Consider the following 25,264-nt stretch of genomic DNA (forward strand, 5'->3'; position numbering starts at 1 on the left):
GCTTCAGCCGTGGGGGTCGGCTCATCTCCGAGCTACCCCTGCGCGTGTGGTGGCGGGTTCTTCCTCGGCCGCATCCGGACCTGTGGCAGTTCCGGGGCGGGGATCCTCGCCATCCCCTCACGATTGCGGCCCGGCCCGCCGTGCCCCACGTAGCCCTCGACGCGCCCGAACCGTTCACCGTGCTGCTCCCACTCCTGCCGGTAGCGGCTGATCTCCTCCGTGGAGCGGGCCAGGAAGTTCCACCACATGACGACCTCCTCGCCGAAGGGGGCGCCGCCCAGGAGCACGAGCCTGGCCGGTTCGGTGCCTTCGTTCGCGATCCGCAGCGCCCCGGCCCCGACACCCGTGTACCCCACGGCGTCCTCGGGCACATGTACGCCCTCCAGCCTGACACTCCCCCCGGTGTCCACCAGGAGGCCGTGTTCGAATCCGGGATCGACCGGGAGGGCGAGTTCGGCGCCGGGAGCGAGCCTGAGCTCGGCCCCCACCAACGGCGTGTACATGCTCACCGGTGACAGCGAACCCAGCAGCGAACCGACGAAGACCAGCGCGGAGCCGCCCGCGAACTCGACGGGTTCGGGAACGAAGTGCTCGAACCCGCGCTCCGGGCTGTGCCGGGCCTCCTCCGGCAGAGCGACCCAGAGCTGTACACCGTGGAGTCGGCCGGTGTCCGCGGAGGAGGTCTCGGAGTGGCAGATGCCCGCACCGGCCGTCATCAGGTTCATCTCGCCGGGAAGGACGTCCGCGCTGTTGCCCCCGGAGTCGATGTGGGCGATGGCCCCTTCGAACAGCCAACTCACCGTCTGCAGCCCCGTGTGCGGATGCGGTGCCACGTCCATGCCGCCGGTGGCCGCCACGTCGTCGGGTCCGTAGTGGTCGACGAAGCACCACGCGCCGATCAGCGAACGCTGCCGCTGCGGCAGGGTGCGGCGCACGTTCATCGCTCGCGGCCCGCCCAGGGGCACTGCCCTGGCGGTGATGATCTCGACCGGAGCCCCGTCCGCGCACTCGGCCCGCGGACCGGGAAGGCCGCCGTCAAAGCACACATGGGTGTCCGGATCGGCCTCTGGGTTGGTCATCGCGCGGTCCCTTCCGTACCTGGGGCTTGAACGCGGAGGAGCACCTCCCGCAGCGGGCGCGGCTCCACCATGTCCTTGAAACCTGAAATATATGCTCAGGCCGCCCCGGAGGAACCACCGTGCCCGGGCGCGTCCCTACAGCGACGGCACGCCCCCGCATATGGCCCACGGCCCGGTCCACGTCAGGAGTTCCGACAGAATTCACCTCGTGCGCATGGTCCGATTCTCCCCTGAGTTCTCCCCTGGGGCACGAGGAACGGAGAGCCGAGAACACATCACACGGCTCCCTGCGCTCCGACCCCGGATCAGTTGTGCCCTGTTTCTCCGGATGTTTAATCGCGGGCTCGACAAACATTGAATCGATCGGTCCGGGGCGGGTGCCCGCCCCGGACGGGGACGGGCACCGTGAACAGGGGAAAGAGAACACCGAACGGGGTGATGTCCTCTCCGGTTCTCAGCGGCTGATGTCGTCAGGCCCTCGGGCCGGGCCGTGGTGGAACTCGCGCTCGGGCTCGTCGTCGGGAACCGGCGGGTAGGTGGGGCCGTCCTCGCCGTGCGCGACGGCCTCGGCGATGGGGATGTCGTGGGCCAGCATGGTCTGGGCGACCCGGTTGCGGAGTTCGGGGAGCATCGCGTACAGCACGTCACCCGGGCAGGCGGTGGCGTTGAAGTCCCGGTGCCCCAGAACGGCGCTGGGGTTGAGCCCGTAGGCCCCGCACAGCCAGGCCAGGGTGCCCACCAGCGAGTCGGTCAGGGCCTGGGGCGGGCCCTGGGTCATGTAGGTGCCCTCGTTCTCGATCCCGATACAGGTGCTGTTGTTATTGGCCACGTGCGCGCCGACAACGTGGCGGCCCGCGGCGATGGATTCGGGGGTGTGGTCCCGGCCCTCCATCAGGTAGCCGCCGCGGCTGATGGTGAGCTGCTGCCCGGTGTCGATCCAGCCGTTGCTGTCCATGTGGTGGTTCTGGATCGATTTGGACAGGTTGAGGGCGTGGTCGAGCGTGTAGTCGGTGCTGTTGGCCGTGGCGGTGTGGTGGACGATGATGTAGCTCGGCGCGTGGGGCAGCACCTGGATGGCGCCACTCGGCGGACGGGCGTTCCAGGCGCCCCGCCAGTACAGCTGGGGGGCGGCCTGGACGCCGGTTTCGGTGCCGGGCTCCGTCGCCGCCGAGACCGGCGAAGCACCGAGGGAGCCCCCGAGCAGCGCCGCACCCGAGGTGAGGGCGGCTCCGCACAGAAGGGTTCGCCGGTCCAGGTCGAAACGGGGGATTTCAGTCATGGAAGTCCTTCATCACCAGGATGGTTACTTACCAGTAGACAGAATCACCCCGGATTCCACCACCGTCAAAGGGGTCAGTCGATATTCCCCCTGGCCGGATGCGGCCGGAGAATCACAAAAAGGAATCCTGTATAAAATTCCTAAAATAATGTAGCGAGTCGGCCCAGACCTGAATCACCTGCTCTTCCGTTCCGGTCATCCCTCCTGGACCCGGCGGAACCGGTGGGCTTTCAGGTGGTCCCGGTACCAGTGGTAGCTGTCCTTGGGGTGGCGCTCCAGGGTCCGGTAGTCCACGCGGACCAGGCCGAACCTGCGCTCGTAGCCGTAGGCCCACTCGAAGTTGTCCAGCAGCGACCACACGAAGTAGCCCCGCACGTCCACCCCGGCGTCGATCGCTCGGGCCAGGGCGGACAGGTGGTCGCGCAGGTAGTCGACACGGTCCCGGTCGTGCACCCGGCCGGCGGCGTCGGGCTCGTCCGGTTCGGCCGAGCCGTTCTCGGTGATCAGGATCGGCGGCAGCCCCGGGTAGCGGCGGTCCAGGTCCACCAGCAGGTCCTCGAAGCTCCGCGGGACCACCGGCCACCCCATGGTGGTGTGCCGGACCCCGTCGAAGGCGACCTGTTCGGCGCCGATGTCCACGGCCGTGCGCAGGGCCGGGTCGGGCTCGGTGTGCGGGGCGTCCCGGAGCATGATCGGCCGGTAGAAGTTGACGCCGAGGAAGTCCAGGGGCTGACCGATGGTCTCCAGGTCGCCCTCGCGCCGGTAGGAGCCGTCGGCCAGCCCGCCCCAGGTCTCCTTCTCGTTGTCCGGGTAGGCGCCGGTGAACAGCGGGTCGAACCAGGTGCGGTTGTGCAGGGTGCGGGCGCGTTCCACGGCGGCACGGTCGGCCTCGGAGCTCGTGGCGGGCAGCAGGTGGTCGGGGTTGAGGGTGATGCCGACCTGTCCGGCATCGGCGGCGCGCAGCTCCTTGACGGCCGTGCCGTGGGCCAGCAGCAGGTGGTGGGCGGCGGCCAGGGCCGGGGTGCCCTCGCGGGTTCCGGGGGCGTGGCGGCCGACCGCGTGTCCGACGAAGGCGGAACAGAAGGGTTCGTTGAGGGTGATCCAGCGGTTCACCCGGTCGCCGAGGCGCTCGGCGACGATCCGCGTGTAGTCGCCGAAGCGGTGTGCGGTCTCGCGCGTCCGCCAGCCGCCCTCGTCCTCCAGGGCCTGGGGCAGGTCCCAGTGGTAGAGGGTCAGGACCGGTTCGATCCCCGCGCCGAGGAGTGTGTCGACCAGGCGGTCGTAGAAAGCAAGCCCCTCGGGGTTGGCCTCGCCCTTCCCCTCGGGCTGGACGCGCGGCCATGAGACGGAGAAGCGGTACAGGTCCACGCCGAGGTCGGCGAGCAGGGCGACGTCCTCGGCGTAGCGGTGGTAGTGGTCGCAGGCCACGTCGCCGCTCTCGCCGCGGGCCACGCGGCCGGGGGTGCGGCAGTAGGTGTCCCAGATCGACGGCCCCCGGCCGCCCTCGGTGGCCGCGCCCTCGACCTGGTAGGCGGCGGTGGCGGTGCCGAACAGCAGGCCGGGTGGCAGTGTGGGCTCGTGCATGGGGACCCTTCAGGTTGGGAGCGCTCCCAGAATGGCCGAAAAGCACAGTACGGGCAACCCCCGAACCAGATCGTCCCCGTGACCGTCCAAACCCCCAGCGCGTCCCCCTCACCCCGTCCCACCCCTGGGCGCGCAGGGAAAGGTAACCAGGCATGAGTTGGACCGACTACTCGCAGAACGTGCGCATCAGGGAACTCCAGGAGGACCTGAGCGGCGCGTACTCGCAGATGGCCCGCGACCGCAGCCGCATGCGCTCGGAACTGGGCCGGATCCGGGGCACCCTGGAACAGCGACTGGACCGGGTCTCGGCCACCCTGGACGCCTTCATCGAACTCAGTGACGTGCGCGCCACCCTCGCGATGTTCGACAACGCCGCGATAGCCCGGCACCGCACCCTCCAGATGCTGGACGGTGCCGCCCTGCCCTCCCTGGACCTCGAGGACGTGCACGGGTACTGGCTGGTGCCCGCCGCCCGCGGCCTGCACGCCCTGCTGCGCGACGACATCAGCCAGGCCCGGCTGCGCTTCGACGAGGCGGCCGGGATCGACGTGGAGCGGGCCCGCTACTTCGCCGCTCTGGCCTGCGCGCTCACCCGCTCCGAGTACGCGCGCACCCTGGGCGAGAGCGTGTCCGCGGACCTGCTCCCCCACCTGCCCGAGCCCGGGGTCCAGCTGAACCGCGGCCAGCGCGCGCTGTGGATCCTGACCGCCGACGGCTCCTTCGGCGACGACGCCCGCGAACACCTGCTGCTGTCCACCCTGCGGCTGTGGTCCGCCGAGGGCGTCCAGGTCCCCCCGGTCGACGAGTGGTCCGCCTCCCCCGGGCCCTCCTCCGGCCGTTCGGGCGGTCGGAAGCCCTCACTCGGTACCGGCAAACTCAACACCAGCGCCACCACCCAGCGGCAGGCCGCCGCCGCCATCGCCCACCTGCGCGAACGGGTCGCCCAGGTCACCGCCCTCGGCAGTGAGGACACCCCGCTGGAGTCGCTGAGCCCCGACGTGGCCAGCTCCGATTTCCTCCGGGACACCCTGCGCCTGCTCGTGGAGGAGGGCAGCCAGGAGGAGGCTCCCCTGCTGGCCCGGGCCAACCGGCTGCGCGCCGTGATCGAGAACAGCGGCCAGGAGGGTGCTCTCCCCGCCTGGACCGACTCCGTCGACAGCGTGGGCGCCCTCCTGCGCAAGGACCTGACCAGCGAGAGCGCACCCCCGCACCGCCGTACCTTCTCGCTCGTGCTCCAGCGCACCGCCGTCCTGGACACCGCCGAGGACCTCATGACCCGGGCCAGCGCGCCGCTCCCCGAGAAGGCGGAGGCGAACTTCCACGGGGTGAAGGTGAACATCACCGCTTCCGGCGCCGAACGCCGGGACGTGGAGCGCTCCCGCCAGCTTCTGCGCGAGCGCTCCGGCCCCGAACAGGGCAAGCGGAGCGCCTTCTGGGTGTATGTGTCCGTCGCGGCGGGGCTCTTCGTACTGTCCCTGCTGACCATGAACGGCGTCCTGTGGTTCCTGACCGTGTGCACCGCGGTGGCCTCGGGTGCCAACTTCTTCGCCGCCGAGCGGGAGCGCGACGACGCCGAGGCCATGTTCCGGAACCAGGGCCGCAAGCTCGACCAGCAGGTCGACCAGGCCGTGCAGGACTGGCGCAGGGTCAGAACCGAGGCCGAGGAGTACGCGGCCGCTGCCCGGAGCGACCTGGCCGAGGTCCACAAGCTGCTCAGTCCCTGAGGAACTGACCTTTCGGTCAACCGCACGGAGGGAGGTCCGCCCTCGGCCTGGACCGGTGATCCGAGGACTCCAAAGAGGCGTACACCGCAGCGGCCGGAGGCGGTGGCCGGGGTGGACCTGAGCATCACGTCGCTGGCGGTGGTCACTGACCCGACAGCCAGGTGCGACAGGTGACCAACCCCAGTTACCTGGGCCGGGATCTGAAACGGCTACGCCGCGCCTCCCGGCGGGGCGTCGGTTGGCAAGGCGACGCCCGCGCGCAGACACGCTGACCGCGCCCCCGCCCCGGGCATCGGCCCCGGGGCAGGGGAGGCGGTCGGGTCCCGGGAGCGGCGTCCCGGCCGTGTTCAGACCACGGATCCGGCACGGCCAACCCACCACGATCGGATGGTCCAGCCGCCCAGCCCCAGGCCGAAGAGGATCAGTCCGGCGGTCATGACCCACTCGTTCGAGCCTTCCGGCCCGTACACCCGGTTCGCCGAGCCCACGTCCACAGCGGCGGTCTCCTCACCCACCCGGCAGGTCTGCCGGTTCCCGCCGTAGAGATAGATGTCAGCGCGTTCGGGGCCGCCGGACTCGGGTGCGTAGGTTCCGAAACAGGTGCAGGACTCGTGGCCCGGATGCTGGACGCAGTCCAGCATCGTGGCGCTGAAGGTACCGGGGGTCCCGTCCGCGCGGGCCGCGCGCAGACTCCGCTCGGCGTTGGCGGCCCCCATGGAGACGATCAGGGCGGCGAGCAGCAACAGGACCACGTTGAACGCCGGGATCCGGCGCCGCCCGCTGTTCACCGGCCCAACCGGGGCGGATCACCGGCGCACGAGCACCGCATCGCCTCGTGTTCCGCCGGATTCGGCCGCGAGTGCAGGTACATGGCCACGACCATCGGGATGAACACGAGCGTGTTGTAGAACAGGTGCAGCTCGACCCGGGGAATCAGCATCTGGACCAGGCTGCTGGGGGCGTCCCCGCCGCCGAGGTTGACCCCGTTGCCGACCTGGACGAGCAGGATCAGGTGCTCGAAGTGGTGCCAGACCTGGATCAGGAGCGAGATCGTCCACCACGTCCTGGCCCTGCCGGTGAAGCCGGGCAGCATGAGCAGGAGCCCGATGAGCATGATCAGGGCGTATCCGTAGTGCATCCACTCGGAGGTGACCAGCCACGGGAACGGGATACCGAGGACGCCCCGGGCCTCCGCCAGGGGCCAGTCGAGCACGTAGATCTGGACGGCCTGGGCGATGTGCTCGGCCCAGTGGGCGATCACGATGACCAGGTACAACTGCAGGCACAGCCGGTGCCGGTCGACGTTCAGCACGTCCATACCCCGGTGGTACCGGTCCGCCAGGTTCGCACGCCGGGCGGGGGCGTCGGCTTCGGTCGCCCCGGAGGGTTCGGCGGCCTTCACGGATGCGGTCGTGGGCGAATCGTCACTCATGGGACTCCCTGGGTTCGCGGGTGTTCGGGGTGGATGTCTCCTCGGACGCCGACGTTCGGCCGGAATCGGGCGGTGTGGTGACCGTGGGCGGTGCGGTGGCCGCCGCCCCGGGCATGAAGGGGGCGCCGACCAGGACCAGGCCGCGCAGCACACAGGTGATGACCAGCGCGAAGAAGAGGCCGAAGACGATGTTGAAGCTGACCAGGAGCCCGTACACCATCGCCGTCGTGAAGCCGAAGACCATCTGGTTGCGCGGTTTGGAGGGCGTGGTCCCCGGGTCCGTGATCATGTAGTTCGTGAACAGGATGAACGCGACACCGGTCATCGGCATCAGTGCCGCCAGGAGCATGTGGTCCAGGAAGAGCCAGCGCAGAACGGCCTGGAGCGCGAACCCGCCCACCCAGGCGAGGATCAGCGGCCAGCGTTTGGTGAGGTTGACGTTGAGCATGGTCCCGGCCATGAGGATCCCCAGCGAAATCAGCCAGTCCACGGTGCCGAAGGTGTTGTTCGTGAAGTGGTAGGGCGGTGCGATCCCCACCCACGGGAAGATCAGCAGCGTCACCGCGATCCCGAAGTTGGAGGGGTTCAGGAAGTGGCGCTTGCGGCCCCTGACCGACAACCGGAACAGGTACTTGCTGCTCACCGCCACGGCCACCGCGAACAGGTACGGCCAGAGCGAGGCGTTGCCCCACAGGAGCAGCGCGCAGGCCAGGCCTGCGATGTGGGTGGGCAGCAGGTAGTCGACCATCTTCCCGAGGCCGCCGGCGTAGCCGGGTTCGCGGCCCTCGGCCCGCGCATCCAGGGTCTCCAGGACGAGGTCGAGCGCGTAGCCGAAGAGGATCGCCGCGATCGGCGTGATCGGTGACTGCTCGAAGCCGAGGAACAGGTGCCCGAGGACCGTGAACACGGTGATGGAGGTGGCGAACATGCGCAGCGCCTTCAGGCGGTGGTCCGCCTTGGGGGGCGCGGCGCTCTGCGGGGGTTGGACCTCAGGGGCCTCATGGGTGCTCGGGTCCGGGCCCGTGGCCGCACCGCTGTCGGATCTGGTCACCGTCATCGGACTACCGCCGTTCCGTCATCGTCGAGGAGGACCGTGTGGGTCCCCGGCTCCACCACAAGCTCGGTGCTGTGCCGTTGGCCCGTGCCGTCCCGCCAGGAGACGGTGATCGGCAGGTCTCCCGAAGGGGCGGCCAGGTGCACGATGGAGTCGGAGACCCCCACGTGCCCGTTGGCGTGGAAGAGCTCCCTGGTCTGCGGTGGATGCCCCTCGCCGTCCACGCGGACGGAGGCTCCGATCGCCGGAGTGAGGGCATCGCCGCCCGCGGCCCCAGGCCGGACCAGGCGCAGCACCACGCCGGGTGCGGCGTCGGGGGCCCTGTTCAGCAGGAGCCGGGAGTCCTCCCACTGGTTGGCGACCACCACGTCCAGCAGCCCGTCGCCGTTGACATCGCCGAAGGCGAAGGCCCGTGTGACGTCGTACTCGGCGATCCCCACCGCTTCGGCGAGGTCGGCGTAGGAACCGTCGTCTCCGCGAACCCAGAAGGGGTTGGTCTCGTGTCCGGAGATGTCGTCGCCCTCGGCGAAGTTGGGCCACACGCCGGAGTGCTTGAGCAGCTGGTCGTTGCCCATGGCGATCTCCTGGAGCTCCGGCCAGCGCGTGGTGTCCCCCTTGAGGAAGCCGGTGGCCTGGAACAGCTCGTCAGTGCCGCTGTTGTCGAAGTCACCCGCCTTGACGTCCCAGGACCATCCGCTGCGCGCGAGCCCCAGCTGTTCGCTGCTCTCGCTGTAGGGGACGGCGCCGTCGAGGAGGTCGGCGGCCTCACCGTCGGGGACGAAGGCGAAGTTGCTCTCGTGCAGTGCGTAGGGGCTGGTGATGTTGCTGACCACGATCATCGGCAGTTCGGCGCCGTCCGCGTAGGTGAAGGCGACGCCCATGCCCTTGAAGGACCCGTTTCCCATGACCTGTGACTTGGGCGTGGCCATGTCCCGCTCCCCCTTCAGCAGCTCCAGCCGGACGTCGCCCGGGGTGGAGTGGTTGACCAGGAGACTGTCGTTGCCGAAGTCGTTGCCCAGGTAGATGTCGGGGACCCCCGTGCCGGTCAGGTCCTGGAAGCCGATCGCCAGTGTCCAGGCGGTCGTGGCCCGCTCCGGGATGGCCGTGCTCGCGTCGGAGACAACGGGAGGCGTGTCCGCCTCACCGGTCGGCTCGGTGAGCAGGAGGCGGTTGCGTCCGGCGTTGGTGGCCAGGCCCATGCTCTGCTGCATCTCCATGCGCGTCTCGTCGTGGGCGTCGGGGTCCAGGACACGTGCGCCATCGGGGAAGTAGTTGCCGACCAGGATGTCGAGGCTGCCGGAGCCGTCCACGTCCGCGACGTTCAGCGAGGTCGTGTTCCAGACCTGCATCGGTTCGACCAGTTCGTGCGCGGTGAAGTTCTCCGCGGCGGGTGTGGCCTGCGGCCCGGCGGTGTTCGTGAACAGGACCGGTGAACGGCCCCAGTAGTAGACGATGATGTCGAGGTCGCCGTCCTCGTCCAGGTCGGCGGGGACACAGCCCATGGGGGCCATGGTGTGGTCGTAGGGCAGGCCCTCGGGCAGTAGTTCGACGACCGGGTAGTCGTCCTCACCGCTTCCGGGCGCGTTGCGCAGGGTCACGCTGTCGTCCCGGGGGTCGACCAGGCAGACGTCCGCGGACTTGCCCAGACCGCGCAGGTCGAGAAGGGTGCCGCCCGCGCCCACGGCGGAGATCCACCCCCTGAAGTGTTCCAGGTCGGGCGCCACGTCCCGCTCGGACCGGGAACCGTCGGGTTCGGAGTTGAGGTCGAGCGTCTCGAAGGCGAAGGGTGCCGCCCGATCGGTGTGTTCGGACCCGCTCAGTGAGGGACGGATGGTCATGACACCGACCGCACCCATGAGGGCGAGTGCCAGCGCCAGCGTCGCTATGCGGTACATGGAGCCCATGCTTCTCCCATAGGAGTGGAGGAGTTCTGCTTGCGGCGGTTTCGGGGAGAGCGGGTCAGGGCTACCTCCCGTCTCGTTCATCCGGCCCTTGAGGTGTCGGTCCGGATCGGGGCGCGTTCCCCGCTGCTGCCGTAGGCGCCTCGGATCACGCGTAGGGCGACCCCGGGGGTGAGGAGCCGCTCAGGGGGATCGACCAGGCCGATCACTCTCAAGAAGGCCTCGGCGAGTCTCGGGTCGTCGTGCGCCGCGTAGCGCAGGCGGTCCAAATAGGCGTTGACGAACCGGACCAGGGGTGTGCGTCGCCCGGGCACCTCGGGGAAGGCGAGGTCCCCGCCGACCGCGATCGACCAGGCGGGTTCCAAGGCCCGGGAGGCGGCCCGGAAATAGGAGCGGGGCGAGAACGCGTTTCCGCCGCCGAGCTGCTCCCCCAGGACCCGCGCCTGGACCGCGGCCATGGTCATGCCCTGGCCGTAGACGGGATTGAAGGTGCACAGGGCGTCGCCCACCACGGCCAGTCCAGCGGGCAGGCGCTGCAACCGTTCGTACCTGCGTCGGACGCTGGCCGGGAAGCGGAAGGTGACAGCCTCCCCCAGGGGTTCGGCGTTCCTGATGGCCTCGTGGACATCCGGTACGGGCAGGGAACGGGTGTACTCCAGGAAACCCGCCAGGTCCGCGGGCGGGGTCTCGCCCAGCACCCCAGTCAAGGACACGCCGCACCGGTCACCTCCCAAAGTGGTCAGGAAGGCGCCCCGGGGATGCTTCGGCGTGGCGACGGGGTTGACGGACACGTCCGTGCCGAAGGCATCGGTACGCAGCCGGAAACGGCGGGTGGTGTAGGTCAGACCGATCTTGACGCTGTCCGCGGGGACCCGCCCGTAGCCCATCGACTCCAGCCACACGGGGGTGCGTGAGCCCCGGCCCGTGGCGTCGACGACGAGGTCCGCGGGCAGGACCTCTTCGGGGCCGCCCCCTCTGGACTGGACGCGGACCCCGGTGATCCTGGCGTCCGCGTCGTCGTGCTCCAGGGACACGATGTCGGTGTCCTGGCGGAACTCCGTGTTGGGCAGGCGCTCCACCCGCGAGCGCACATGGCTTTCCAGGACGGCCCGGTCACCGCCGACCACCACCAGGCCGGTACGCGTCGGCGCCAGCCGACGCCCGTTGAAGAACCAGCGCAACTGTCCTCCGAGGTCCCCCATGGGGACGCCGGCGTCGAGCATGTCCTGGGTGAGGCCGGGGATCAGGTCCTCGGCCATGAGCTGGCCGCTCGCGAGGAGTCCGTGCACGTGGTGCCCCTGGGGAACCCCGCGTCGGGGAAGGTTCGTTCCGATCACCTCGTCCCGGTCCACAAGGACGACCTGCGGATAGGAGCGGGCGAGAACGTGAGCGGCGAAGAGCCCGGCAATGCTCGCGCCGAGCACCACCGCGGTCCCCTGCCTTGTTCCGTGCATCTTGTCCATCCCCCCAGGAGGTTTCTTTAACGAAGAACAGGTATTTCCCGCTTCTCTCCTCAATCGAATCTCGCACCCGGCCAGCGGATCCCGCATCTTCGAAATTGCGGTCACCGATGTGATCGGGAATTATCCGGGCGGGCAATCGAGAAGACGTAATACAAACGTCCGGGCAGTGACGATGAGCACGCATCAACATTCGGGTTTCTGCCCGAGGTTCAGGAGGAATACAACCATGCCCCGAGAAACGACGGCTCGGCACCGGGAGCTTCCCGGAGACGGGGAGGCGGTGTCTGCCCGGATCCTGGCCGAGGCAGGGGTCCGGGAGGACCCGAAGTACTTCCGCGACTTTCCCAGCGACGAGGAGCGGGAGGTACTGACCGTCCCGCAGTTGATCCAGGGCGCGTGGCTGGAGAACGACGCGGACTTCTTCGCCTCCGTCTTCACTCCGGACGGGAGCCTGCTCATCCAGGACGAGGAGCTGGCAGACCGGGAGGAGATCCGCGCGTTCATGGCGTCCGGTTTCGCCGGCCCTCTGCGCGGCGCGCACGTGTCCGGCTGGCCGCTCGCGATGCGGTTCCTCGGCCCCGACACGGCCCTGGTCGTCACTCAGGGCGGAATCGTCCGCGACGGTGAGGAGGGTGTGGCCCCCGAGCGGGAGATCCGGGCGGTGTGGGTGATCGTGCGCCGGTCGGGGCGCTGGCGCCTGATGTCCCACCAGAGCAGCCCGATCCGGGGATGAGCGCCGGATCCGACACCGATCAGCTGAAGGGAAAGGGGAACAGGATGACGATGAACAGCCCGACCGAGGACGGTGTGTTCTCCCCAGAACGGCCGTCCCCGGCCCGCATGTACGACTACTTTCTCCACGGCACCAACAACTTCCCCGTCGACCGGGCCGCGGCCGACCAGGTGATCGAGAAGCTGGGGTCCACCCTGACCCGCTCGGTGGTCTGGGAGAACCGGAACTTCCTGGTCCGTGTGGTCCGCCACCTGGCCGCCGAGCACGGTATCCGCCAGTTCATCGACGTCGGTGCGGGACTGCCCAGCGTCGACAACACCCACCAGGCAGCACATTCGGTCGACCCGAGGGCCCGTGTCCTCTACGTGGACAACGATCCGATCGTGGCCGCCCACGGTGAGCGGCTCCTGGAGGGTTCTGAGGGCAGGGCCAAGATTCTCACCGCGGACCTGCGGGACCCGGATTCCATCATGGACAGCCCGGTGACACGGAAGCTGATCGACCTTTCCCAGCCGGTGGGGCTGCTCTTCATCGCGGTCTTCCACTTCATCAGGCCGGAAGAGGACCCACACGGTCTCATCGAGCGGTTTCGGTCGCGGCTCGCCCCGGGGTCGTTCGTCGCGCTGTCACACCTGTCCACCGGTGAGTCCCCGGAGCAGGAGCAACGCCTGATGACGGAGACCTACCGCAATTCCCCGGCCCCGATGGTCTACCGGACCCCCGAAGAGATCGGCTCGCTGTTCGACGGATTCGAACTGCTGAGCCCGGGGCTGGTGGCCCCGGGGCTCTGGCGCCCGGACGCGGGAGCGGGCGAGTCCACCAAGCGCTTCCTGAGCGCGGTCGGTCGCGTCTGCTGACCTCTCCTCCGCCCCCCTTCAACGAGTTGGAACGGACCCATGAGAGTCGTTTTCTGTCTTTGGCCCAATGCCGCCCACCTGTACCCGCTCGTCCCCCTCGCCTGGGCCCTCCAGGCGGAGGGGCACGAGGTCCGCGTCGTCTCGCACCACGCGCTCCAGGAGAAGACCGTCGCCGTCGGGCTCCCCGCGGTCTCGGTCGGCAACCCGGACATGATCCCCATGGGGCCGGGAAACCCCTACCCCGAGGAACGGCGCCAGGTCGCAGAACTCACCGAGGCACTGGCACCCACCGGGGACGAGCGGGACCCCTGGGACGTGTTCACCCACTTCATGCTGCCCTCGATCTGGGATTTCTCCCCCGTCGAACCCGCTGACGAGGAGCGCTTCCGTGCTGTGGACGACCTGGTCGCCTTCGCACGGGACTGGAAGCCCGACCTGATCCTGTGGGACCCGTGCTTCCCGATCGGAGCCGTGGCCGCCGCGGCGAGCGGAGCCGCCCACGCCCGACTGCTCTGGGGCCAGGACTACTTCGGCTGGAGCAGGAACCTGTTCCGTTCGCGCCAGGACGCCGACTCCGGCATCACCGGGGAGGAGCCCCTGGCTGCCTCGGTGGGTCCGAGCGCGCGGCGCCACGGTGTCGGGGTGGATGAGGAACTGCTCCTGGGCCAGTGGACCCTGGACCCGCTTCCGGAGGCGATGCGGCTGCCCACCGGTGTGCCCGCCGTTCCGGTTCGCTGGGTGCCGTACTCCGGGCAGGCCGCGGTGCCGTCGTGGTTGCGGCAGAGCGGTGGCCGACCGCGTGTCGCCCTGTCCCTGGGCCTGTCCCAGCGCATGTACCTCAAGGGCGGTTGGGGCCACGTCCCCGCCCTCCTGGAAGCGCTCGGCGGGTTGGACATGGACGTGGTCGCGACCCTGGACGCCACACAGCTGGAAGGCACCTCGGTCCCATCGAACGTCCGGGCTGTGGACTACCTCCCGCTGAACCAGCTCCTTCCCACCTGTGACGCGATCATCCACCACGGGGGCGTCGGCACCTTCGCGGCCGCAGCCGCGATGGGGACGCCGCAGCTCATCACGGACTCCGACGACGAACACGGAGTGACCGCCGCGGCCGGAGAAGGGATGGAGGCGTCCAAGCACGTCGAGTCCTCGATCACCGCCGAATACGTCACCTCCCGGGGTGCGGGGCTGCGTCTGGACCATCGGACACAGACCGTGGAGGACATGCGGGAGAGTCTGCGCCGGGTGTTGAAGGACCCCGCCTTCCGTCGGGGCGCCGACCGCGTCCGTGCCGAGATCCTGGCGTCCCCTGCCCCCTCGGCCGTCGTCGCGGCCCTGGTCGAACTGGCCGAACTGTACAAGGGCACCCCATGATCAACGTGTTCCAACCGGCCCTGGGCCCGGACGAGCTCGCCGCCGTCACGTCGGTGTTCGAGGACTCCTGGCCGGGGCTCGGCGAGCGGACCACCGCCTTCGAGGCCGCCTTCGCCGAACACCTGGGGGTCGATCCGCGCACCGTGCTGTTCGTCAACTCGGCGACGGCGGGCCTCTTCCTCGCGGTGGAGATCCTGGGGCTGGGACCCGGAGACGAGGTCGTACTCCCCAGTGTGAGTTTCGTCGGCGCGGCGAACGCCGTCTGCGCGGCGGGGGCACGGGCCGTGTTCTGCGACGTGGACCCCCGCACCCTCAACCCCACGGTGGAGGACGTCGAACGCGCGCTCACCGACCGCACCCGGGCAGTGATGCTCCTGCACTACGGAGGCCAGCCCGGCGACGTGGAGCGGATCGCCGCGATGTGCGAGGCACGCGGCGTGCGACTCGTGGAGGACGCGGCGTGCGCCGTGGCCTCACGGGTCGGCGAGCGCGCCTGCGGGACCTTCGGCGACATCGCGGTCTGGAGTTTCGACGCGATGAAGGTCCTCAGCACGGGTGACGGCGGCATGGTCGTGGTGCGAGATCCGGATGCGGCTGACCGGGCTCGGCGACTCGCCTACCACGGCCTGCGCCACCAGAGCGGCCTGAGCGCGTCCCGCTCGGTCTCGCGCCGGTGGTGGGAACTGGACGTGGAGGCCTTCGGCCGACGTGTGGTGGGCAACGACCTGACCGCGGCGATCGGCCTCGTACAGCTGAGGCGACTTCCCCGGTTCGTTGCGCGCAGGCGCGAGATCGCCTCCTTCTACGACCGGGCGCTCTCCGGTGTGGAGGGCTTGGAGGGCCCGCCCCCGGTGCCGGAAGGACACACCTCGTCACACTACTTCCACTGGGTGCGGTTGGACCCCGGAGAACGGGACCGGGTGGCGGCCGACCTTTTGGAGCGGGGCGTCTACACCACGTTCCGGTACGCGCCGCTGCACCGGGTACCCGCCTACGGGGCGCAGGGGGTCCGGCTGCCGGGTGCGGAGGAGGCCGCGGAGCGGACCCTCCTGCTGCCTCAGCACCAAGGGCTCTCCGACGGCGACGTCAAACACGTGGCCGAGGAACTGGTCTCCTCTGTCACGGGGCGACCCGAGGCGAAGGGGAACAGGCCATGAGGGCGCTCATCCTGGCGGGCGGATCCGGGTCACGCATGCTCCCGCTCACCCACACGCTGCCCAAACAGCTGCTCCCGGTAGCCGGGCTCCCGGTCCTGGAGTACGCGGTCCGGAGCGTGCGCGACCTGGGGATCGTCGACGTCGGGGTCGTCACCGGCGGGGGCGCTGACCTCGTCCGGCACGAACTCGGGGACGGCTCCGAGTTGGGGGTGCGGATCACCTACATCCACCAGGGGCAGCCCCGGGGCCTGGCCGACTGCGTACGGATGGCCCGGGGCTTCCTCGGGGAGGAGGACTTCGTCCTGTTCCTGGGGGACAACCTCCTCCCGGAGGGGATCGGTGGGCTCGCCGAGGAGTTCGCGGCCCGCGGGTCGGACGCCCACGTCGCGGTGCAGCGGGTAGCGGACCCGAGTGCCTTCGGCGTCGTGGAGACGGGAGAGGACGGCAAGGTCATCCGTCTGGTGGAGAAGCCCGAGGAACCGATGGGGAACCAGGCGGTCATAGGTGTCTACTTCTTCACCCGCGCCGTCCACGAAGCCGTCCGGGCCATCGCTCCGAGCCGTCGCGGGGAGCTGGAGATCACTGACGCGGTGCAGTGGTTGCTCAAGCGCGGCTACGGCGTGACCGCCAGCGAGTACACGGGGTACTGGGCCGACGTGGGCAGCCCGGAGGACGTCCTGGCGGCCAACCGCCATGTCCTGGGCCTCCTCGATTGCCCGTTTCCGCAGGACGGCGTCGACGAGTCGAGCAGGGTCACCGGCCCGGTACGGCTCGGCCGGGGCGCGAGCATCGTGCGGTCCACCGTGCGCGGACCGGCGTGGATCGGCCCCGGAACCGTGGTGGAGGACTCGGCTGTGGGGCCGTGGACGTCGGTCGGCGGGAACTGTTCGCTCTCCGGAGCGGACCTGGCCGACAGCGTGGTCCTGAACGGCGCCGGGGTGTACGGCCCCGCACCGCTACGGGGCTGTCTGATCGGCGCGGACTCCACGGTCCGGTCCCGGTCGGGCCCCGCTGGCGGACACCGGTTCGTCGTCGGGGACCACACCCGCATCGAGCTGGGCATCTGAGGCAGCAGGCACACGATTGGAAGGGACAGGGTGCCCCGTCATGGGCGAGTCGAAGACCGAGATCCTCAATGCCGTTCGGGCCTACCACCGGCAGGAGGAGGGATCCGGGGCGTTCGTCCCTGGAGAGACCGAGATATGGCCGTCCGGAGCCGTGCTGGACGCCGATGACCGGGCCGCCTTCGTCGAGGCCGCGCTCGACATGCGCATCGCCTCGGGGAGCAGCGCACGCAAGTTCGAGTCAGCACTCGCACGCAAGGTCGGCGTACGCAAGGCACACCTGACCAATTCCGGCTCCTCCGCGAACCTCCTCGCGGTCACCGCGCTCACGTCGCATCAGCTCGGCGAGCGGGCCCTTGTGCCGGGCGACGAGGTGGTGACCGTGGCCGCGGCCTTCCCCACCACAGTGAACCCGATCCTCCAGAACGGGCTCGTCCCGGTGTATACGGACATCGAACTCGGAACGTACAACACCACGGCCGAGCGGGTGGAACGGGCTATCGGGCCGCGTACCCGGGCGATCGCGATCGCCCACACGGCGGGCAACCCTTACGAGGTGGAGGAGGTCGCCCGAATCGCGGCCGATCGGGGCCTGTTCCTGATCGAGGACAACTGTGACGCCCTCGGGTCCCGCTACAGAGGCAGCTACACCGGTACGTTCGGGCACCTCGCCACAGTGAGTTTCTACCCCGCCCACCACCTCACCATGGGCGAGGGCGGCTGCGTGCTGACCTCCGACCTGACGCTGTCGCGGATCGTGGAGTCCCTGCGCGACTGGGGACGCGACTGCTGGTGCCCTCCCGGGCAGAGCAACACGTGTTTCAAGAGGTTCGACTGGCAGATGGGCGAGCTCCCCGAGGGCTACGACCACAAGTACATCTACTCACACGTGGGATACAACCTCAAGACCACCGACACCGCGGCCGCACTGGGCCTGTCCCAGCTCGGCAAGATGGACAGCTTCTGCGCGGCCCGGCGCGCCAACTGGTCGCGGCTCCGTGAAGGTTTGGACGGAGTACCACACCTGCTGCTGCCCGAGGCGACCGCCGACAGCGACCCCAGTTGGTACGGATTCGTCCTCACCGTCACCGACGACGCCCCCTTCGACTCAGCCGACCTGGTCGGCTTCCTGGAGGACCGCAGGATCGGCACCCGGCGCCTGTTCGCGGGGAACCTCCTGCGCCACCCGGCCTACACGAACCGGCCCCGCCGTCTGGCGGAGCCCCTGGTCAACAGCGACAAGGTCATGGAGAGCACCTTCCACCTGGGTGTCTACCCCGGCCTGACCGAGGAGATGATCGACTACGTCGTCTCCTCCGTCAAGGAGTTCGTCGCATCGCGGCGCTGATCCTCCCACAGCGCCCCGGTGGAGTCGCAGCCTCCGGCGCGGGTGCCCCACACACACCACACCACACACGAGGTAGACCATGCGTTGGAACACCTTTGACAGACGCCCCACCGTGGCGGTGATCGGCCTGGGTTACGTCGGATCATGCCTCACCGGGGTCCTCTCGGACCGGGGCCACGACGTCATCGGCGTCGACACCGACACGACACTGGTGAACGAGCTCGCGCGCGGGCACTGCCGCTTCCGCGAGGAAGGGCTCCCGGAGAGCCTGGCCAGGGGGCTGGAAGCGGGACGCGTGCGTTTCCTACCCGATCAGAGAGCGGTCGGAGAGGCCGACACGGTGCTCATCACCGTGGGGACGCCGGTGCGTGAGGACGGTTCCCTGGCCGTCGACCAGCTCGCCCGGGCCTGCGACGAACTCAGCCGTCACCTCAGGCGAGATCAGCTGGTGATCGTCAAGAGCACAGTCCCCCCGGGAACCACTTCGGGTCGGGTCCGCGCCTGCCTGGAGCGCTCCGGACTGGTCGCGGGTGAGGACTTCGGCCTGGCCTTCGCCCCGGAGCGCCTGGCTGAGGGCACGGCGATGCGCGAACTCAGGGGACTCCCGATGGTCGTGGGCGGTCTGGAGGCGCAGAGCACACGTGCGGCCGCCGATTTCTGGCGTCGGGGCCTGGGGGTCGAGGTCATCACTGTCGGCTCTCCCGAGGCGGCGGAGATCGTCAAACTCGCCGACAACTGGTGGATCGACCTCAACATCGCGATGGCCAACGAACTGGCCCGGTACTGCGAGCTCTTCGGGGTGGACGCTCATGAGGTCATCCCCGCCGCGAACACCGTGCCCAAGGGGTCGGGGACGATCAACGTGCTCACGCCCAGCGTGGGGGTGGGCGGTTCGTGCCTGACCAAGGACCCCTGGATGGTGTGGCACTCCGCCCGTGAGCGGGGCCTGGAGCTGCGTACGCCTGTGGCCGGGCGGGAGGCCAACACCGCGATGCCCGACCACGCCGCGGACACCGTGCTCGCCGAACTGGAGCGTATGGGCCACCGCCGGGAGGGGAACCGGGTCGCGGTCCTGGGCTTGTCTTTCAAGAACGACACGGGCGACCTTCGCGAGACGCCGGCCCTCCCGTTCGTCACCCACCTGGAAAAGGCCGGCACGGACGTGGTCCTGTTCGACCCCCTCGTCGATCCGGGGGAGGCTCTGAGGGTTTTCGGCCGTGAACCAGCCCCCTCCCTGAAGGCGGCGGTGGCCGACGCGGACTGTGTCGCGGTCCTGGCCTACCACCGGGAACTGGCGGCGGTGGACCTCACCGCCCTACCGGTCCCCCGCCCCTGCCTGTTCTTCGACGGTCGTGCGCACCTGTCCCGCGAGTACGTGGAACGCCTGCGCGCCTCCGGGTTCGTGTACCGCGGGATCGGGAGGTAGACATGTCCGCAAGCACGCACGCGGTCGTCACGGGCGGTGACGGGTTCATCGGGCAGCACCTGGTGGCACGCCTCCTGGAGCAGGGGTGCAGGGTCACCGTCCTGGACCGGGCCACGGGTGCGCCGTCCCCGCCGGAGAGCGCCGGGGCGGCCAGGATCCACGGGGACGTACGGGATCCAGACCATGTCGCCCGCGCGATCCGCCGGGGCGTGGACGTCGTGTACCATCTGGCCGCCGTCGTGGGCGTCGACCAGTACCTGGCCAGGCCATTGGACGTCATCGACATCAACTTCACCGGCACCCGCAACGTCCTGGAGGCCTCGGCCCGGGCAGAGGCCAGGGTGGTGATGGCCAGCACCAGCGAGGTGTTCGGCAAGAACCCGTCCGTCCCATGGTCAGAAGACGACGACAGGGTGCTCGGGTCGACCTCACGCGCGAGGTGGAGCTACGGGACGAGTAAGGCCCTGGCCGAACACCTGGCCTTCGGTTTCGCCTCCCAGCGCCGTCTGCCGGTGTCGATCGTACGCTACTTCAACGCCTACGGGCCGGGCCAGCGGCCCGCCTACCTGGTGAGCCGCCTGGTACACCGGGCGCTGAACGGCCTCCCCCTGACCGTGTACGACGGCGGTCGTCAGACCAGGTGCATGACGTTCGTAGCGGACACGGTAGAGGCGACGCTGGCTGCGGGCACCGCCCCGGCCGCGCTCGGAGAGGCGTTCAACATCGGCAGTGACCGGGAGAACACCGTGGCCCAGGTCGCCGCTCTGATCAGCGAACTCACCGGGGGAACCGTGCCTGTGCGCGACGTGGACACGGGTGCCGGCCTGGGCACGGAGTACGAGGACCTCGGACGGCGGATACCCGACACCGCGAAGGCGCGAAAGCTCCTGGGCTGGGAGTACCGGACCCCGCTGCGCGAAGGACTGGAGAGGACCATCACGTGGGCGCGGTCCGCACCCGAGTGGCTGGACCGGCCAGACACGGGTGCGCAGTAGCGCCCCTCGGAGCACCCCTGGCGATGAGCGCCGTACAGAAAGAGGAGCCCAACATTGGACACCACGATCGAAAGGCCCGGAGGGACCACCTTCCGGGGCCGTCCCGTGACCCTGCTGGGAAGCGGGGTACGTGTGGGCGAACAGGCGCCCGACTTCACCGCCGTGGGCCCCGACATGCAGGCTGTGGGGCTTTCCTGGGCCCCGGACACCGTGCGGGTGCTGTGTTCGGTGCCGTCGGTGGACACCCCGGTCTGTGACCGGCAGACCCGTTTCCTCGGTACCGAGATAGCCGCTCTGCCCGGTGCTGAGCTGTTGACCCTCTCCGTGGATCTGCCCTTCGCCCAGCGGCGCTGGTGCGGGGCCTCCGGGATGGAGGGGATCGTCGCCTCGGACCACCGGGACCTCTCCTTCGGCCTGGCCTACGGGGTGGCTGTCAAGGAACTGCGGTTGCTCTCCCGAGCCCTGTTCGTGGTGGACGCCGGGGGCACGGTGCGGCACGCGCAGTACGTGGACGCCTCCGACGGACCCGCCGACCACGAGGCCGTGCTGAAGGCCGTACGCGACTGCCTGTAGGCAGCGGGTTCGGGTGCGGGCCCGCGACGATGGCGCGGGCCCGCACCATGGTGTCCGGAACCCGAAACCGCCGTACCCGGCGGCCGTCCGTCTCGGGCAAACCACGAAGGAGGGGGCGGTCCAGGACCGCCCCCTCCCATCCGTTCACGGCCCCGGAGGGCCGATCGGTCAGGCCACAGGGCTGGACTGGTAGGAGAACAGCCGCCACTCACCGTCGCGGCGCACGGAGATCCACACCGTCCTCGACCGGTACTCCGCGGAGGGGGACTCCTGGCCCTCCCCGGCGAGCCCGCCTTCGGTGACGACGACCGCGGTCCCCTCGTCGAGGAAGCGCATGTCGATGGGACTCTCCACCAGGCGTGTGCCCTTGTAGGCGCCGGACAGCGCCTCAGTCATCGCCGCACGGATCTCCTCGCGGCTCGTGTACTGGTCGTCCCCCAGGAGCAGGCTGCCCTCGTCCACGAAGACGTCTGCCAGCGCGTCGGCGTCTCCTGCCTCCCATGACGCCCGGGCGCGAAGGACCGCGCTCAGGGCGGCACCCTCCTCACCGTTGGGGAAGGGTCCGTAACTTCCGGCCCACTCCTTCGCCTGTGCGACGAGCGAGGCGGCGTCGTTAGCCATCGGTGTTCTCCTCTCCCGGCCGCTCGGCCGGACTCTGCGGTGGTCTCGGTACGCGGCCTGCTACCAGCGGAGGGTCGCGCCTTCGCCGCGGGGGCTGTTCTGGTAGGCGGCGAGCTTCCACTGCCCGTCCCTACGGACCAGGACCCAGGTCGAGCGGACGGCCAACTCGGGATCGATCTCGGTCTTGCCCGGGGCGAGGATGCCGCCGTGGGTGCGCAGCAGGGCGACGTCGTCGGCGGCGAAGCGCACGTCCACGGGCTTTCCGGTTACTCCGGTCCCCTTGAACGGTCCCGCGTACGCGGCGGTCATGAACGCGCGGATCTCCTCGCGGTTCTTCTTGTAGACGTCACCGGGGAGGATCATGACGCCGTCCTCGATGAAGGTGTCGGCGACCTTGTCCCCGTCGTTCTCCGCCCAGGCGGCGACCAGCTTGAGGGGAACGCCCAGGACCTCCTTCTCACGGTCGGAGGTGAAGGGGCCGTAGTAGTCGTCCGTGCTCGCGGACTTGGTTGGTGCCTTGGTCGACACGGGTACCTCCATGATCGTTTCGCTCTCGATCCGGATACGGCCCGCCCCTGTCCCGGGGACCGGACCTTTTCCGTTCCCCCATTTTCTCCGCGAAACGGAAACCGAACGTCTCCTGGATTGTGCTGCTGCCACGTATGGAAATGGGCCGTCTGACAGCCGCAATGGAGAAGTCGTTTCGCAGGGGAAAAGGTGCGATTCTCCGAAGAGCCCCGGTCCTTCCGTGTGAACGCAAACCGTGCGGAAGTCGGCCGGACCCCAAAGCTGGAAGGAGCGACCGGTGCAGAACACCCCGGACCGAGAAGAGCTCGTCAAGCGCGCGCGGGCCGTGCAGCCCCTCGTGCGCAGGCACGCGCCCTGGCAGGAGGAGAACAGGAGGCTGCACGACGAGGTGGTCGAGGCCCTCGACGACACGGGCGTCTTCCGTATGCGCGTACCGGCCAGGTACGGCGGCTACGAGTCGGACGCCCTGACCATGGCGGAGGTCGCGGCCGCGCTGGCGCACGCGGACGGCGCCACCGCCTGGACCGCGTCCGTCTCGTGGATCCCCACCTGGATGGTCGGCATGTTCCCCGACCACGTACAGGAGGAGGTCTTCTCCACTCACGGCGGTCGCGTCTGCGGAACCCTCAGCCCCAGCGCCATGGCGGAGCCCACCGAGGGCGGCTTCACCGTGAACGGCCGCTGGGGATTCATCAGCGGGGCCCCGAACAGCCACTGGCAGGAGGTCATCGCGCTGGCCCCGACACCGGACGGCGCGGACCGCTACCCCGTGGTGGCCCTCGTGCCCATGTCGGACCTGCGGATCGTGGACGACTGGCACGCGGTGGGGCTCCGGGGTTCCGGGAGCGTGAGCACCGTGGCCGAGAACGTCTTCGTTCCCGCCGAGAGGGTGCTCCCCCTCATGTCCGTGTTGAAGGGCGAGTCCGCCTCTGAGGCCAACCGCGAACTGCCGATGTACCGGGCGCCCCTGCTGGCCGTGGCGGCCGCCGCGTCGGTGGGAACGCCGACCGGCCTGGCCGAGGCGGCACTGGAGCTCTTCCTGGAGCGTGCCGGGGAGCGCGGCATCACCTACACCGACTACGTACGGCAGGTCGACGCACCGATCACCCACCTGCAGGTCGCGGAGGCTTCCCTGAAGACCGATCAGGCGCGTTTCCACGGCGAGCGCACCGCCCGGCTGCTCGACGGCAAGGGCGCGTTGGGAGAGGAGTGGTCGCTGCGGGAGAGGGCCCGCTGCCGGGTGGACGTGGCAGCCGTGTGCAAGCTGGCCAAGGAGACGGTGACCGTCCTCGGTGAGGCGAGCGGCGGCCGGTCCGTGTACACCGACGTTCCGATGCAGCGGATCGTTCGTGATGTCGGCGCGCTCAACCTGCACGCGCTGATGTACCCCGAAACCGGCTTCGAGCTCTACGGGCGCGTGCTCTGCGGGCTCGAACCCAACACCCTCTACGTCTGACGACGAGCATCCCCGGAAGGGCGGTATGACCTTGTTCGACTACGTGATCGTGGGCGCGGGATCGGCCGGCTGTGTGCTGGCCGCGCGCCTGAGCGAGGACCCCGACACCAGTGTTTGCCTCATCGAGGCGGGGCCCGCGGACACCTTCGACAGAATCCACGTCCCCTCCACCTTCGGTCATCTGTTCCGAACCGAACTGGACTGGGACTACCACACGCACGAGGAGCCCCACCTGGGGCGCCGGAAGGTCTACCTGCCAAGAGGACGTGTCCTCGGCGGGACCAGTTCCATCAACACGATGATCTACGTCCGGGGCAACCGAGCCGACTTCGACGGCTGGGGACGGGAAGGTTGGGCCTACGACGACCTCATGCCCTACTTCCTGCGCGCTGAGGACAACGAGCGGGGGGCGTCGAGGTTCCACGGGACCGGTGGTCCGCTCTCCGTCTCCGAGAACCGCTCCCGCAACCCTATGTCCACGGCCTTCCTGGAGGCCGCGGGACAGGCGGGGCACCCCGCCAACGACGACTTCAACGGAGAGGAACAGGACGGCTTCGGCTTCTTCCAGCTCACGCAGAAGGACGGCATGCGGTGCAGCACCGCGACCGCGTACCTGCACCCGGCCGCGGGTCGGCCCAACCTCACCGTACGAACCGGTACCGGCGTCCACCGCGTCCTCATCGAGGACGGGCGGGCCACCGGGGTCGTCGTGGGCGGCGAATCGGGTGAGGAGGTGATCCGTGCCGAACGCGAGGTCCTGCTGTGCGGCGGAGCGTACAACTCGCCCCAGTTGCTCATGCTCTCCGGGGTGGGTCCCGCCGACGCCCTGACACCTCTGGGTATCGGCGTGGTGGCCGACCTGCCCGGCGTGGGGTCAGGGCTCCAGGACCACCTGCTGCTCCCCCTCGTCTACACCCACGATCATCCGATCAGCCTCCTCACGGCCGGCTCACCGGAGAACCTCCGTCGCTTCCAGGAGGACCGGTCCGGTCCCATGACGTCCAACGGTCCGGAGGTCGGCGGTTTCGTGCGAACGCGCGCGGACCTGCCCGCACCCGACGTGGAGTTCCTGACCGCCCCCATCATGTTCGCTGACAGCGGCCTGGCCGCACCGACCGGGCACGCACTTTCGTTCGGGCCGTCCATGCTCACCCCCGCGAGCCGGGGCAGGGTGGAGCTGGCCAGCGACGTCCCCACAGCCAAACCGCGCATCGTGCACAACTACCTGGACGCCCCCGAGGACATGGACTCGGCCGTCGAGGCCCTGCGCATCGGCTTGGAGATCGCCCGGCAGGACGCGCTGCGTGACTACACGAAAACCCCGTACCGGGTCCCCGCCTCCGAGTCGACGGACGACCTGCGGGAGTTCGTGCGGATGTACGCGCACTCCATCTACCATCCTTCGTCCACCTGCGCGATGGGCAGTGTCGTCGACTCCGACCTACGGGTCAGAGGGGTGACGGCCCTGCGCGTCGTCGACGCTTCGGTCATGCCCACCCTGGTGCGGGGCAACCCCAACGCTGCGACGATCACGATCGCGGAACGGGCCGCGGACCTGGTCCGCGGCGTCGCCGGAGCTACGACCAAGGCCTGAAACCGCCGAACCGAACCACGCG

General features: G+C 69.5%; 22 protein-coding genes. 12 read left to right on the plus strand and 10 right to left on the minus strand.

Features of this window, described 5'->3' with window-relative positions:
• Positions 1-32: 32 nt before the first annotated feature.
• From NE857_RS19510 to NE857_RS19520, 3 genes are all read right to left on the minus strand, one after another.
• Entirely contained in the window at positions 33-1,079 is a 1,047-nt protein-coding gene (locus NE857_RS19510; RefSeq protein WP_254417092.1) for a pirin family protein, read from the minus strand.
• A gap of 454 nt (positions 1,080-1,533) precedes the next feature.
• The gene (locus NE857_RS19515) at positions 1,534-2,358 is read right to left on the minus strand and encodes a peptidoglycan recognition protein family protein (protein ID WP_254417093.1); all 825 of its coding nucleotides are present in this window, start codon (positions 2,356-2,358) and stop codon (positions 1,534-1,536) included.
• Between the two features lie 195 nt (positions 2,359-2,553).
• On the minus strand, positions 2,554-3,942 hold the full coding sequence (locus tag NE857_RS19520; RefSeq protein WP_254417094.1) for a GH1 family beta-glucosidase: 1,389 nt from the start codon (positions 3,940-3,942) through the stop codon (positions 2,554-2,556).
• Positions 3,943-4,094: 152 nt separating this feature from the next.
• On the opposite strand from NE857_RS19520, the gene NE857_RS19525 reads away from it, so the two are divergent.
• The gene (locus NE857_RS19525) at positions 4,095-5,666 is read left to right on the plus strand and encodes a hypothetical protein (RefSeq protein ID WP_254417095.1); all 1,572 of its coding nucleotides are present in this window, start codon (positions 4,095-4,097) and stop codon (positions 5,664-5,666) included.
• Positions 5,667-6,013: 347 nt separating this feature from the next.
• On the opposite strand, the gene NE857_RS19530 is transcribed toward NE857_RS19525, so the two are convergent.
• The 5 genes from NE857_RS19530 to NE857_RS19550 form a co-directional block, all read right to left on the minus strand.
• Positions 6,014-6,454 carry a hypothetical protein gene (locus tag NE857_RS19530; RefSeq protein ID WP_254417096.1) on the minus strand — a complete coding sequence of 147 codons (441 nt, stop codon included), beginning with the start codon at positions 6,452-6,454 and terminating at the stop codon, positions 6,014-6,016.
• On the minus strand, positions 6,451-7,098 hold the full coding sequence (locus NE857_RS19535; RefSeq protein WP_254417097.1) for a hypothetical protein: 648 nt from the start codon (positions 7,096-7,098) through the stop codon (positions 6,451-6,453). Before NE857_RS19535 ends, NE857_RS19530 begins: the two co-directional genes overlap by 4 nt.
• The gene (locus NE857_RS19540) at positions 7,091-8,155 is read right to left on the minus strand and encodes an enediyne biosynthesis protein UnbU (protein WP_254417098.1); all 1,065 of its coding nucleotides are present in this window, start codon (positions 8,153-8,155) and stop codon (positions 7,091-7,093) included. The genes NE857_RS19535 and NE857_RS19540 overlap by 8 nt, the downstream gene beginning before the upstream one ends.
• Entirely contained in the window at positions 8,152-10,056 is a 1,905-nt protein-coding gene (locus NE857_RS19545; RefSeq protein ID WP_254417099.1) for an FG-GAP repeat domain-containing protein, read from the minus strand. The genes NE857_RS19540 and NE857_RS19545 overlap by 4 nt, the downstream gene beginning before the upstream one ends.
• A 77-nt stretch (positions 10,057-10,133) precedes the next feature.
• Positions 10,134-11,516, minus strand: a complete 1,383-nt coding sequence (locus NE857_RS19550; protein WP_254417100.1) for an FAD-dependent oxidoreductase — start codon at positions 11,514-11,516, stop codon at positions 10,134-10,136.
• Positions 11,517-11,742: 226 nt separating this feature from the next.
• On the opposite strand from NE857_RS19550, the gene NE857_RS19555 reads away from it, so the two are divergent.
• The 9 genes from NE857_RS19555 (at position 11,743) to tpx (ending at position 21,043) form a co-directional block, all read left to right on the plus strand.
• Positions 11,743-12,249 (plus strand): SgcJ/EcaC family oxidoreductase, encoded by a 507-nt coding sequence (locus NE857_RS19555; RefSeq protein WP_254417101.1) that lies wholly within the window; start codon positions 11,743-11,745, stop codon positions 12,247-12,249.
• Positions 12,250-12,293: 44 nt separating this feature from the next.
• Complete coding sequence (locus tag NE857_RS19560; RefSeq protein WP_254417102.1) at positions 12,294-13,106, plus strand: SAM-dependent methyltransferase; 813 nt, start codon at positions 12,294-12,296, stop codon at positions 13,104-13,106.
• A 39-nt stretch (positions 13,107-13,145) separates the two neighbouring features.
• Positions 13,146-14,480: a nucleotide disphospho-sugar-binding domain-containing protein gene (locus NE857_RS19565; RefSeq protein WP_254417103.1), complete on the plus strand. Its 1,335-nt coding sequence runs from the start codon at positions 13,146-13,148 to the stop codon at positions 14,478-14,480.
• Positions 14,477-15,637: a DegT/DnrJ/EryC1/StrS family aminotransferase gene (locus NE857_RS19570; RefSeq protein WP_254417104.1), complete on the plus strand. Its 1,161-nt coding sequence runs from the start codon at positions 14,477-14,479 to the stop codon at positions 15,635-15,637. The genes NE857_RS19565 and NE857_RS19570 overlap by 4 nt, the downstream gene beginning before the upstream one ends.
• Positions 15,634-16,704, plus strand: a complete 1,071-nt coding sequence (locus tag NE857_RS19575; RefSeq protein ID WP_254417105.1) for a glucose-1-phosphate thymidylyltransferase — start codon at positions 15,634-15,636, stop codon at positions 16,702-16,704. Before NE857_RS19570 ends, NE857_RS19575 begins: the two co-directional genes overlap by 4 nt.
• A 40-nt stretch (positions 16,705-16,744) precedes the next feature.
• Positions 16,745-18,049 carry a lipopolysaccharide biosynthesis protein RfbH gene (gene rfbH, locus NE857_RS19580; RefSeq protein ID WP_254417106.1) on the plus strand — a complete coding sequence of 435 codons (1,305 nt, stop codon included), beginning with the start codon at positions 16,745-16,747 and terminating at the stop codon, positions 18,047-18,049.
• Between the two features lie 79 nt (positions 18,050-18,128).
• Positions 18,129-19,475 carry a nucleotide sugar dehydrogenase gene (locus tag NE857_RS19585; RefSeq protein WP_254417107.1) on the plus strand — a complete coding sequence of 449 codons (1,347 nt, stop codon included), beginning with the start codon at positions 18,129-18,131 and terminating at the stop codon, positions 19,473-19,475.
• A gap of 2 nt (positions 19,476-19,477) precedes the next feature.
• Positions 19,478-20,470: an NAD-dependent epimerase/dehydratase family protein gene (locus tag NE857_RS19590; RefSeq protein WP_254417108.1), complete on the plus strand. Its 993-nt coding sequence runs from the start codon at positions 19,478-19,480 to the stop codon at positions 20,468-20,470.
• 54 nt (positions 20,471-20,524) lie between these two features.
• Positions 20,525-21,043, plus strand: a complete 519-nt coding sequence (gene tpx / locus NE857_RS19595; protein ID WP_254417109.1) for a thiol peroxidase — start codon at positions 20,525-20,527, stop codon at positions 21,041-21,043.
• 168 nt (positions 21,044-21,211) lie between these two features.
• On the opposite strand, the gene NE857_RS19600 is transcribed toward tpx, so the two are convergent.
• Both NE857_RS19600 and NE857_RS19605 read right to left on the minus strand, forming a co-directional pair.
• Positions 21,212-21,664, minus strand: coding sequence for an SgcJ/EcaC family oxidoreductase (locus NE857_RS19600; protein WP_254417110.1), 453 nt, complete (start codon positions 21,662-21,664; stop codon positions 21,212-21,214).
• A gap of 60 nt (positions 21,665-21,724) precedes the next feature.
• On the minus strand, positions 21,725-22,192 hold the full coding sequence (locus NE857_RS19605; RefSeq protein ID WP_254417111.1) for an SgcJ/EcaC family oxidoreductase: 468 nt from the start codon (positions 22,190-22,192) through the stop codon (positions 21,725-21,727).
• Positions 22,193-22,469: 277 nt separating this feature from the next.
• Between NE857_RS19605 and NE857_RS19610 the strand changes: the two genes are divergently transcribed.
• Both NE857_RS19610 and NE857_RS19615 read left to right on the plus strand, forming a co-directional pair.
• A complete protein-coding gene (locus NE857_RS19610; RefSeq protein ID WP_254417112.1) occupies positions 22,470-23,648 on the plus strand; it encodes an acyl-CoA dehydrogenase family protein in 1,179 nt (392 codons plus the stop codon).
• A gap of 25 nt (positions 23,649-23,673) precedes the next feature.
• Complete coding sequence (locus tag NE857_RS19615) at positions 23,674-25,242, plus strand: GMC family oxidoreductase (protein WP_254417113.1); 1,569 nt, start codon at positions 23,674-23,676, stop codon at positions 25,240-25,242.
• The last annotated feature ends 22 nt before the right edge of the window (positions 25,243-25,264 follow it).

The sequence above is a fragment of the Nocardiopsis exhalans genome, from assembly GCF_024134545.1.
Classification (GTDB): domain Bacteria; phylum Actinomycetota; class Actinomycetes; order Streptosporangiales; family Streptosporangiaceae; genus Nocardiopsis; species Nocardiopsis exhalans.

Excerpts from the sequence above, each read along its gene's own strand:
- NE857_RS19510 (WP_254417092.1), bottom strand. The coding sequence starts at position 1,079 with ATGACCAACCCAGAGGCCGATCCGGACACCCATGTGTGCTTTGACGGC.
- NE857_RS19515 (WP_254417093.1), bottom strand. The coding sequence starts at position 2,358 with ATGACTGAAATCCCCCGTTTCGACCTGGACCGGCGAACCCTTCTGTGC.
- NE857_RS19520 (WP_254417094.1), bottom strand. The coding sequence starts at position 3,942 with ATGCACGAGCCCACACTGCCACCCGGCCTGCTGTTCGGCACCGCCACC.
- NE857_RS19525 (WP_254417095.1), top strand. The coding sequence starts at position 4,095 with ATGAGTTGGACCGACTACTCGCAGAACGTGCGCATCAGGGAACTCCAG.
- NE857_RS19535 (WP_254417097.1), bottom strand. The coding sequence starts at position 7,098 with ATGAGTGACGATTCGCCCACGACCGCATCCGTGAAGGCCGCCGAACCC.
- NE857_RS19540 (WP_254417098.1), bottom strand. The coding sequence starts at position 8,155 with ATGACGGTGACCAGATCCGACAGCGGTGCGGCCACGGGCCCGGACCCG.
- NE857_RS19545 (WP_254417099.1), bottom strand. The coding sequence starts at position 10,056 with ATGGGCTCCATGTACCGCATAGCGACGCTGGCGCTGGCACTCGCCCTC.
- NE857_RS19550 (WP_254417100.1), bottom strand. The coding sequence starts at position 11,516 with ATGGACAAGATGCACGGAACAAGGCAGGGGACCGCGGTGGTGCTCGGC.
- NE857_RS19555 (WP_254417101.1), top strand. The coding sequence starts at position 11,743 with ATGCCCCGAGAAACGACGGCTCGGCACCGGGAGCTTCCCGGAGACGGG.
- NE857_RS19560 (WP_254417102.1), top strand. The coding sequence starts at position 12,294 with ATGACGATGAACAGCCCGACCGAGGACGGTGTGTTCTCCCCAGAACGG.
- NE857_RS19565 (WP_254417103.1), top strand. The coding sequence starts at position 13,146 with ATGAGAGTCGTTTTCTGTCTTTGGCCCAATGCCGCCCACCTGTACCCG.
- NE857_RS19570 (WP_254417104.1), top strand. The coding sequence starts at position 14,477 with ATGATCAACGTGTTCCAACCGGCCCTGGGCCCGGACGAGCTCGCCGCC.
- NE857_RS19575 (WP_254417105.1), top strand. The coding sequence starts at position 15,634 with ATGAGGGCGCTCATCCTGGCGGGCGGATCCGGGTCACGCATGCTCCCG.
- rfbH (WP_254417106.1), top strand. The coding sequence starts at position 16,745 with ATGGGCGAGTCGAAGACCGAGATCCTCAATGCCGTTCGGGCCTACCAC.
- NE857_RS19585 (WP_254417107.1), top strand. The coding sequence starts at position 18,129 with ATGCGTTGGAACACCTTTGACAGACGCCCCACCGTGGCGGTGATCGGC.
- NE857_RS19590 (WP_254417108.1), top strand. The coding sequence starts at position 19,478 with ATGTCCGCAAGCACGCACGCGGTCGTCACGGGCGGTGACGGGTTCATC.
- NE857_RS19600 (WP_254417110.1), bottom strand. The coding sequence starts at position 21,664 with ATGGCTAACGACGCCGCCTCGCTCGTCGCACAGGCGAAGGAGTGGGCC.
- NE857_RS19615 (WP_254417113.1), top strand. The coding sequence starts at position 23,674 with ATGACCTTGTTCGACTACGTGATCGTGGGCGCGGGATCGGCCGGCTGT.